7 protein-coding genes are annotated in these 10,016 nt (G+C 61.0%); all 7 read left to right on the top strand.

Annotated features, from left to right (window positions below; all coding sequences use genetic code 11):
- The first annotated feature begins 174 nt into the window (after positions 1 to 174).
- Positions 175 to 2,157, top strand: a complete 1,983-nt coding sequence (locus MB824_RS06915; protein WP_238747491.1) for a TonB-dependent receptor plug domain-containing protein — start codon at positions 175 to 177, stop codon at positions 2,155 to 2,157.
- Positions 2,158 to 2,349: 192 nt separating this feature from the next.
- Positions 2,350 to 3,048, top strand: a complete 699-nt coding sequence (locus MB824_RS06910) for an SCO family protein (protein WP_238747489.1) — start codon at positions 2,350 to 2,352, stop codon at positions 3,046 to 3,048.
- Between the two features lie 153 nt (positions 3,049 to 3,201).
- Positions 3,202 to 5,868 carry a bifunctional [glutamate--ammonia ligase]-adenylyl-L-tyrosine phosphorylase/[glutamate--ammonia-ligase] adenylyltransferase gene (gene glnE / locus MB824_RS06905; RefSeq protein WP_238747487.1) on the top strand — a complete coding sequence of 889 codons (2,667 nt, stop codon included), beginning with the start codon at positions 3,202 to 3,204 and terminating at the stop codon, positions 5,866 to 5,868.
- 34 nt (positions 5,869 to 5,902) lie between these two features.
- Positions 5,903 to 6,250, top strand: a complete 348-nt coding sequence (locus MB824_RS06900; RefSeq protein WP_238747485.1) for a pirin family protein — start codon at positions 5,903 to 5,905, stop codon at positions 6,248 to 6,250.
- Complete coding sequence (locus MB824_RS06895; protein ID WP_238747483.1) at positions 6,214 to 6,441, top strand: pirin-like C-terminal cupin domain-containing protein; 228 nt, start codon at positions 6,214 to 6,216, stop codon at positions 6,439 to 6,441. The genes MB824_RS06900 and MB824_RS06895 overlap by 37 nt, the downstream gene beginning before the upstream one ends.
- Before the next feature lie 255 nt (positions 6,442 to 6,696).
- Positions 6,697 to 7,716 (top strand): lipopolysaccharide heptosyltransferase II, encoded by a 1,020-nt coding sequence (waaF, locus tag MB824_RS06890; protein WP_238747481.1) that lies wholly within the window; start codon positions 6,697 to 6,699, stop codon positions 7,714 to 7,716.
- Between the two features lie 172 nt (positions 7,717 to 7,888).
- On the top strand, positions 7,889 to 9,964 hold the full coding sequence (gene metG, locus MB824_RS06885) for a methionine--tRNA ligase (RefSeq protein ID WP_238747479.1): 2,076 nt from the start codon (positions 7,889 to 7,891) through the stop codon (positions 9,962 to 9,964).
- The last annotated feature ends 52 nt before the right edge of the window (positions 9,965 to 10,016 follow it).

Below are 10,016 nucleotides of genomic sequence, written 5' to 3'. Positions count from 1 at the left end.
AAAAAAAAAACAAAGCGGGTAGCTGGATTTATTTGTCTTTTTGCGTCAATCATCCCGACGGCTTAGGCTGGACAGGCGGGCTTGGGTTTCTTATCATAAACAGTAGTAATTTTTGTTTGTTTTAACCGATTTTATCGTTTTCCCGTTTTTGCAACCAATCAAGGAATCAGCCTGATGAACCCCAAAACCCTCTCCCATTCTTTCCGTTTCAGCCTGCTTACGCTGGCACTGGCATCCGGTTTTGCCCATGCCGAAGGCGAAGGCAGCGGTACCGAGCTGCAGACGGTTACCGTGAAGGGCGCCAACTTTTCCACCCATCGGGTAACCACCAAAAAGCTTGACGAAACCACGTCAACCGATATGAAAGACGTGCTGTTTAACGAGCCTTCCGTCAGCTTCGGCGGCGGCAACGGCACTTCGCAATGGGTAACCGTGCGCGGCATGGGGCAGGATCAGATTGATGTGAAAGTGGACGACACCTACTCCGATACCCAGCTTTTCCACCACAACGGCCGTTTCCTGTTCGATCCTGCGCTGGTTAAAGTAACCGCCGTGCAAAAAGGTACCGGCTCGGCTTCTGCCGGCATCGGTGCCACCAGCGGCGCGATTGTGGCGCAAACCGTTGATGCCCAAGATTTGCTGCGCGAAGGCCAGAATGTCGGCTTCAAAGTCAATGCCGGCGTATCGAGCAATAAGGGCTGGAACCGCGGCCTGTCGGCATACGGCCGCGCCGGCGGCTTCGATGCCCTGCTTTCGGCCAACTGGGTTACTGAAAAAGACTACAAACCGGGTAAAGGCTACTCGCCCGTTGATGCCAGCGACACCGTGCGCAACAGCGCGCTCGGCCAGCGCGGCCTGCTGGCGAAAATCGGCTACAGCTTCAACGACGACCACCGCTTGGTATTAAGCCACCGCCAAGAGAAAACCTACGGCACCCGCGCCCTGCGCGAAGAGTTTGATTTCGGCCAGGCCGGCAATACTGCCAACAACCGTCCGCGCTACCGCATTCTCAAACAAGACACCACCAATCTCGAATATCTCGGCGCCAACCTCGGCTTTATCAGCAAGGCCAAAGCCAATGTTTACTACATGAATATCGACCGCGACGAATTTCATGCCAACCCCGCTTCCGATTTGGATGCGAAATTGCGCACCACCGGTGCCAACATCAATCTCGACAGCCCAATCTTCGGTAAACACACCTTGAAATACGGCATCAACTGGCGCAACCAGAAAGCCTCGCCGGGCTATATGCTGGCCGGCATCGAAAAAGAGAAAAAAACCGACAAAGGACTTTATCTTGAAGGTATTTGGGACCTCGCCCCGGTAACCCTGACCACCGGCCTGCGCTATGACCACTTTAACGCTACCTTCTCCAGCGGCAAAAAAGTCTCCGGCCACAAACTCAATCCCAGCATCGGTGCAATTTACGACATCACGCCCGATCTGGCCGTCAATGCCAGCTTGAACTACGCCAGCCGCAGCCCGCGCCTGTCTGAAGTTACCCTGGCCGGCGAGCGGGTTTACGGCGCTGCCGACGATTTGAAAGCCGAACGCGCGCGCAATGCCGAAATCGGCGTCAAATACACTTGGAACAACGCCCTCTCGGTTAATGCCAGCTATTTTAACCAGCAGATTAAAGACGTCCAAGCCGTTACCAACCGCATCTACCACAACGGCGGCACACTGAAAAACAGCGGCTACGAAATCAGTACCAGCTACCGCTGGCGCGGCCTTACCGCCCGCGCGGGTGTGGCCTACAACAAACCGAAAATGCACGGTGCCAGCCTCGATTCCATCGTTACCGCCATTCCGATGGGGCGCACCTGGACCACCGGCCTTTCCTACCGCTTCGACAATCCCAATCTGGAAGTCGGCTGGCGCGGCCGCTTCGTGCAAAAATCGGTTTACGACGCCGCCAGCATCAGCCAGCGCGGCTCCGGCGGCACCAGCACCGTGCGCCCGGGTTACGGCGTGAACGACATTTACGTTAACTGGAAGCCCACCGGCAAAGACGATTTGAACGTTAATTTCTCCGTCAACAACATTGGCAACAAACTCTACAAACCGCACAGCCAGCGCAGCAGCGCGCGCGACGGGTCGTCCCTGCCTGAAGTCGGCCGCGACGTGCGTTTGGCGGTTAATTACCGCTGGTAGCCGTAAGCGGGCGGCAACAAAAGCAGCCTGAAAACCCCCAAAGCGGTTTTCAGGCTGCTTTTTATGCCCGACACGTTTGCCAAGCCGCCGCGCCCAAGTGCTAAAATACGGTTTGCCCGCACCGCGGCGCCGTTTTCAGGCTGCCTGAAGGTTTATCGGGCGCTTTTCCCGCCTGCAACAGGAGACTGCGTTATGAAAAAACTGATTCCCGCCCTGCTCTCGCTTGCCGTATTGGCTGCCTGCCAGCAGCAGCAAACTGAACCTACCACACCGCCGGCCGCTTCCGAAGTGCCGGCAGCGTCCGCCGCATCGGCGGTGCCGGCGTCCGAAGCCGCATCGACACCCGCCGCTTCTGCCGCAGCCGGCGGCAGCACGAAAAAACTGACCGCTACCGATGTGCGTAAAGACGATATCGGCGGCGACTTCACGCTGACCGACGGCCAGGGCAAACCCTTTGCCCTAAGCAGCCTGAAAGGCAAAGTGGTGCTGCTCTCCTTCGGCTTTACCCACTGCCCCGACGTCTGTCCCACCGAGCTTCTGACTTTCAGCGACGCGCTCAAACAGCTTGGCGCCGATGCCAAAGATGTGGCGGTGGTGTTTGTCAGCGTCGATTACGAGCGCGATACGCCGGAATTGATCGGCAAATACGTTTCCCAGTTCAACCCTGATTTTATCGGCCTGACCGACGACAAAGACGGCAAACGGATTCCGCTGATCAAGCAGCAGTACCGCATCGTGTCGGCGAAAACCGAGATCAAGTCCGACACCGTTTACAATATGGACCACACCGCCGGCGCCTATATTTTGGATAAAGACGGCGAAACCGCGCTGTTCGCGCCCTACGGCATGGAAGCGCCGGAGCTGGCGCAGGCCATCCGCACCCTGCTGTAAGCGGGCGTGCCGGCAGTCGGGCTTGGCTGCCGGCGCCCCAGTCCGTTTTCCTTTTCCCGATTTTTCAGGCTGCCTGCGCCGGCTTTTTGGCAGGCAGCCTGAAAAGCATTTTTCCGTTTTCAGGCTGCCCTGCTTTCAGGCTGCTGTTGAACCATGATTCCGAATCCCGATTCCGTCCGCCGTTTTTCCCCGTGGCTTGCCCGCCAGCTCGACGGCGGCCGTTTAAACCGCGAACGTTTGTCGCGCTGGCTGGAGCGGCCGCTCGACGCTGCCGATTTGGCCGCGTTTGCCGACTGGCCGTCTTTTCAGGCTGCCGGCGACGAAGCGGTGCTTTCTGCCGCGCTGCGCGTGCTGCGCCGGCATGTGCTGGCGCAGATTATGGTGCGCGATTTGTGCGGCGCGGCGTCTTTGGACGAAGTAACCCGCAGCATCACGCTGCTGGCGGATTTTGCCGTCAATACCGCGCTGGAATTTGCCGAGAGCCGCTGCCGCACGCTTTACGGCACGCCGATCGGCCGCCACAGCGGCAAAGAGCAGCATTTGAGCGTGGTGGCGATGGGCAAGGCCGGCGGCTTTGAATTGAACGTTTCTTCCGATCTCGATCTGATTTTCGTCTATCCCGAAGCCGGCGAAACCGACGGCCGCCGCAGCCGCGACAATCAGGAGTTTTTCACCAAGGTCGGCCAGAAGCTGATCGCCCTGCTCGATCATGCCGAGAGCGAAGGCTTTGTGTTCCGCACCGATATGCGCCTTCGCCCCGACGGCGACAGCGGCGCGCTGGTGATCAGCGAAACCGCGCTCGAGCAGTATCTGGTCAGCCAGGGGCGCGAGTGGGAGCGCTATGCCTGGTGCAAAGCCCGCGTAGTCACGCCGCACGAAAACGGCATCGCCGCGCTGGTGCGCCCGTTTGTCTTCCGCCGCTATCTCGATTACCGCGCCTATGAAGCAATGCGCGGCCTGCACCGCCAAATCCGCGCAGAAGTCTCGCGCAAGGGGCTGCACGACAACATCAAACTCGGCGCCGGCGGCATCCGCGAAATCGAGTTTGCCGCGCAGATTTTCCAGATGATCCGCGGCGGCCAAAACCGCGCCCTGCAGCTTAAAGGCACGCAGGAAACGCTGGAGAAGCTCGCCGAACACGGCATACTCGATGCCGAAACCGCCCGCGGCCTGCTCGATGCCTACCGCTTTTTGCGCCGCTGCGAGCACCGCCTGCAGTATTGGGACGACCGGCAAACCCAAACCCTGCCGGAAAACGAAGAGCAGCGCCAACTCTTGGCCGAAAGCATGGGTTTTGCCGACTATCCGGCGTTTTCAGGCTGCCTTGAGCAGCACCGCGCACGTGTATCGGCGGTGTTTGCCGACGTGCTCGGCGGCAGCGGCGATGCCGCGGAAAACGACGGCGGCAGCCTGTGGCAGCAGCTTGATGCCGCCAATGCCGCCGATACTTTGGGCAAGCTCGGTTTTCAGGCTGCTTCCGCCCAAGCGCTGGCCGAACTCAAGCACAGCAGCTGGTACCGCCGGCTTTCCGCCGCCGCGCTGCCGCTGTTTGACGCCGTGCTGCCGCGCGCCATCGAAGCGGCCGCCGCCAGCAGCCAGCCCGATACCGCCCTGCCGCGGCTGACCGAGTTTCTCAAAACCGTCAGCCGCCGGCCGTCTTATCTGGCCTTTTTGCAGCAGCATCCGGCGGCGCTGGCGCAGCTGGCCGAACTCAATGCCCAAAGCGGCTGGCTGTCGGACTATCTGCAGCGCCATCCCGCCCTGCTCGACGAATTGCTGTCTGCCCAGCTGATGCAGCCTTTGGACTGGCAGACGCTGGAGCAGAACCTGGCCGCCGCGCTCGATGCCTGCGGCAGCGACACCGAAGCGGCGATGGACGCGCTGCGCCATTTCCAGCACGCGCAGATTTTCCGGCTGGCGGTGCAGGATTTGGCCGGCCGCTGGAGCGTCGAGAGCCTGAGCGACGAATTGTCGCGGCTGGCCGATCTGGTGCTTGCCCAAGCCCTGCGCGGCGCGTGGCGCAGCATCGCTAAGCCCCACCGCCCCGAGCCGCAGTTTGCCGTAATCGGCTACGGCAAGCTCGGCGGCAAGGAGCTGGGCTATTCGTCCGATTTGGATTTGGTCTATCTCTATGAAGACGAGCATCCCGATGCCGCCGACACCTACGCCAAACTCGCCCGCCGTCTCGGCACCTGGCTTTCCGGCAGCACCGGCGCCGGCACGCTGTACGACATCGACCTGCGCCTGCGCCCCAACGGCGACGCCGGCTTTCTGGTGCACAGTCTGGCCGCCTTTGAAAAATACCAGCGCGAAGAAGCGTGGACCTGGGAACACCAGGCCTTGAGCCGCGCCCGCTTTATCTGCGGCAGCCGCGCCATCGGCGGCGCTTTCGAGCGCATCCGCCGCAGCATTCTCGCCGGCGGGCGCGACACCGCCGCGCTGCGGGAAGACATCGCCGCCATGCGGGCGAAAATCGCTGCTTCGCATCCGCCGCAGCCTGAAAACGTCAAATACGCCGCTGGTGGTATTGTTGACGTCGAATTCTGCGTGCAATATCTGATACTTGCCCACAGCCGCCGCCATCCCGAGCTTCTGGAAAACTACGGCAACATCGCCCTGCTGGAAATGGCCGCCCGCCGCCGGCTGGCCGATCCGCAGCAGGCCGCCGCCGCCGTGGCCGCCTACCGCCGCTTCCGCTACCTGCAGCACCGCACCAGCCTGCACGACCAGCAGCCTGAAGCCGCCGCCGCGTCCGATTACGCCGCCGTCCGCAGCCTGTGGCGCAGCCTGTTTGGCAGCGAAACGCCGGCGGCAGCCTGAAAACCGACAAACACACCGCGACAACACAAACCCCATGACCACCGCCCAAATCATCGACCTGCACCGCATCCGCCTGCCCGACGGCACGCACGTCAGCCGCGCCCTGCCCTCGCGCCGGCAGCGGCTGGTGGACAGCCTGAACGGCCTGCAGTCGCCGGTGGCGGTGCACAGCCCGCTGGTGGCCGCCGATCTGCGCTGCACCGCCGATGGCGAAGTGCGGCTGCCGCTGAATCCGGCCTTCGAATATGCGCTGGTGGTGCTGGACGGCAGCGCCGAAACCGCCGCCGGTGCCATCGACGACAACCGCTTCTGCGCCCTGGCCGCCGGGGCAGCGAAAGCGAACTCGTGTTCCGCGCCCGTGCCGGCAGCCGCCTGCTGCTGATCGGCGGCGAGCCTTTCGGCGAAGACGTGCTGATGTGGTGGAACTTCGTCGGCCGCAGCCATCAGGAAATCGCCGACGCCCGCGCCGACTGGGAAAACACCGCGCCCCGCTTTGGCGAAGTCTCCGATTGCCGCGAGCGCATCGCCGCCCCCGAACTCTCCGGCCGCGTTAAAGCGCAAAGCAGTTCTTAGGGCTGTCTTTTCAGGCTGCCTGAAAACAGCAAAGCGCAGCCGGTTGCAGGCAGCCTGAAAACAAAAAACAAGCCCGAACCCGCATTCAGGCAGCCTGAAAACCATCGCCGGAGCGCCCCGCCGTTTCAGGCTGCCATCGCCGTAGGGTGCGCCCCGCGCACCAAACCGCCCCACCACAAACCCATACCAAAAAACTTCAGGCTGCCATCGCTGCCAAATCGACAACGGCAGCCTGAAAACACCCGCCCGCAAACCATGTCCGAACACATCCTGATTATTTCCCCGTCGTGGATCGGCGACTGCGTGATGACCCAGCCGCTCTACCGCCGCCTGCACGAACTCTCGCCCGGCTGCCGCATCGACGTATTCGCGCCCAAGTGGTCGCAGGCGGTATTCGAGCGCATGCCGGAAGTGGCGGCCGTGCTCGACAACCCTTTCGGCCACGGCGCGCTGCGGCTGCGCGAGCGCTGGCGCACCGGCCGCGAGCTCGGCCGCCGCGGCTATGACCGCGTGATCGTGCTGCCCGGCTCGCTCAAAACCGGCCTGATTGCCTTGGCCACCGGCATCAAAAAGCGTACCGGTTATGTTGGCGAAAGCCGCTATCTGCTGCTCAACGACATCCGCAAGCTCGACAAAGCCGCGCTGCCGCTGATGGTGGACCGTTACACCGCGCTGGCGCACCCGACGCAGGCCGATTTCAACGGCATCTCGTCGCGTCCGCTGCTGGCGGTTGATCCCGCATCGCGCGCGGCGGCGCTGGCCAAACACGGCCTGAGTGCCGACACCGCGCCGGTGGCCTTCTGTCCGGGCGCCGAATACGGGCCGGCCAAACGCTGGCCGGCGCGCCATTTTGCCGCCGCCGCCCGCCATTACGCCGCCGAAGGCCGCGCGGTGTGGCTGTTTGGCTCGCAGAAAGACCATGCGGTTGCCGAAGAAATCCGCCAGCTTAGCGGCGGCGCCTGCACCAATCTGTGCGGCCAAACCACGCTGGGCGAAGCCATCGACCTGCTCTCCTGCGCTCATATCGTTGTCTGCAACGATAGCGGTCTGATGCACGTGGCCGCCGCCGCCGGCAGCCCGCTGGTGGCGGTGTACGGCTCGAGCAGCCCCGAGCATACCCCGCCTTTAAGCGACATTGCCCGCATCGCCACCCTGAATCTGGACTGCAGCCCCTGCTTCAAACGCGAATGCCCGCTCGGCCATACCGACTGCCTAAACAAACTGATGCCCGAAAAGGTTATCCGCCTGGCGCAGGAAGTACGGCGGCCGGATTAGGCGTTTGCCCGCGTACCGGCAGCGGCAGCCTGAAAGCGCCCAAGCGTTTTCAGGCTGCTTTTGGCTTTCAGGCTGCTTTTGCCCCTGCCAAGGCAGCCTGAAAACACCCGCTTTGTGGCATAATGCCGCCTTTTTCCGGCCGCGCTGCGGCAGTTTTCCGAGACCGTATCCCATGACTTCCCCACGCAAAATCCTCGTTACCTCCGCGCTGCCCTATGCCAACGGCAGCATCCACCTCGGCCACATGGTCGAGCATATCCAAACCGACATCTGGGTGCGCTTCCAAAAACTGCGCGGCCACGACTGCCGCTACTGCTGCGCCGACGACACCCACGGCACGCCGGTAATGCTGGCGGCGCAAAAACTGGGCGTGCAGCCCGAAGACATGATTGCGCGCGTGCGCGAAGAGCATCTGGCCGACTTTACCGGCTTTCTCATCGGCTACGACAACTACTACTCCACCCACTCACCTGAAAACAAAGAGCTTTCCGAAAAAATCTACCTCGCTCTGAAAGCCAACGGCAAAATCGAAAGCCGCACCATCGAGCAGCTTTTCGACCCCGAAAAACAAATGTTCCTGCCCGACCGCTTTGTCAAAGGCGAATGCCCCAAATGCCACGCCGCTGACCAATACGGCGACAACTGCGAAGTGTGCGGCACCACTTATTCCCCCACCGAGCTCATCAAACCCTATTCCGCCGTATCCGGCGCAACGCCGGTACTCAAAGAATCCGAACACTTTTTCTTCAAACTCGGCGAGTGCTCCGATTATTTGAAACAATGGACATCGGGCAGTACCACCCTTTCAGACGGCCGCGTGCAGCCGCATTTGCAGCCTGAAGCCTTAAACAAAATGAACGAGTGGCTGGGCAAAGACGGCGAAACCGCGCTTTCCGACTGGGACATCTCGCGCGACGCGCCTTATTTCGGCTTTGAAATCCCCGGCGCACCGGGCAAATATTTTTATGTGTGGCTCGATGCGCCCGTAGGCTATATGGCTTCGTTTAAAAACCTGTGCAGCCGCATCGGCATTGAGTTCGACGACTATTTCCGCGCCGATTCCGACACCGAGATGTACCACTTTATCGGCAAAGACATCTTGTACTTCCACGCGCTGTTTTGGCCGGCCATGCTGCATTTCTCGGGCCACCGCGCCCCCACCGGCGTATTCGCCCACGGCTTTTTAACCGTGGACGGCCAAAAAATGTCCAAATCGCGCGGCACGTTTATCACCGCCAAATCCTATTTGGAACAAAACCTTAACCCAGAATGGATGCGCTACTACATCGCCGCCAAACTCAACAGCAAAATCGAAGACATCGACTTAAACCTGCAAGACTTCATCTCGCGCGTCAACAGCGATTTGGTCGGCAAGTATGTGAATATCGCCGCCCGTGCATCCGGTTTCATCGCCAAACGCTTTGAAGGCAGCCTGAAAGACGTATCCGGCAGCGCCCTGCTGAAAAAACTCGCCGCCGAGAGCGAAACCATCGCCGCCGCCTACGAAGAGCGCGAATACGCCCGCGCCCTGCGCGACATCATGGCGCTGGCCGACGCGGTAAACGAATACACCGACGCCAACAAACCGTGGGAACTCGCCAAGCAGGCAGGCCAGGAAGCGCGCCTGCACCAAGTATGCAGCGAGCTGATTAACGCCTTTGCCGTATTGAGCGTGTATCTCGCGCCCGTGTTGCCGCGCGTTGCCGAACAGGCCGCCGCGTTCCTGAATCTCCCCGCGCTTTCGTGGGACATGGCCGCGCAAACCCTGCCCGCAGGCCACGCCATCAACAAATACGAACATTTAATGCAACGAGTGGAGCAAACCCAAGTGGACAACTTAATCGAAGCCAACAAACAAAGCATTCAGGCTGCCGCCGCGCCCGCCGAAGCCGAGAGCAAATACGAAAAAGTCGCCGAGCAGGCATCGTTTGACGACTTTATGAAAATCGACATGCGCGTGGCCAAAGTCATCAACTGCGAAGCTGTCGAAGGCAGCACCAAGCTTTTGAAATTCGACCTGGATTTCGGCTTTGAAAAACGCGTTATCTTCTCCGGCATCGCCGCCAGCTACCCGAATCCCAGCGAACTCAACGGCCGCATGGTGATTGCCGTCGCCAACTTCGCCCCGCGCAAAATGGCCAAATTCGGCGTATCCGAAGGCATGATTCTCTCCGCCGCCACCGCCGAGGGCAAACTGAAACTCTTGGACGTGGATGCGGGCGCACAGCCGGGGGATAAAGTGGGTTAAACCGTAAAGCCCCAAACGTTTCAGGCTGCCTTGCAAGCGCAAAGGCAGCCTG

This window comes from Kingella pumchi, from assembly GCF_022288825.1.
Taxonomy (GTDB): Bacteria; Pseudomonadota; Gammaproteobacteria; order Burkholderiales; family Neisseriaceae; genus Kingella_D; species Kingella_D pumchi.
Note: the sequence above shows the minus strand (reverse complement) of the source record. Positions and strands in the feature narration are given on the sequence as shown.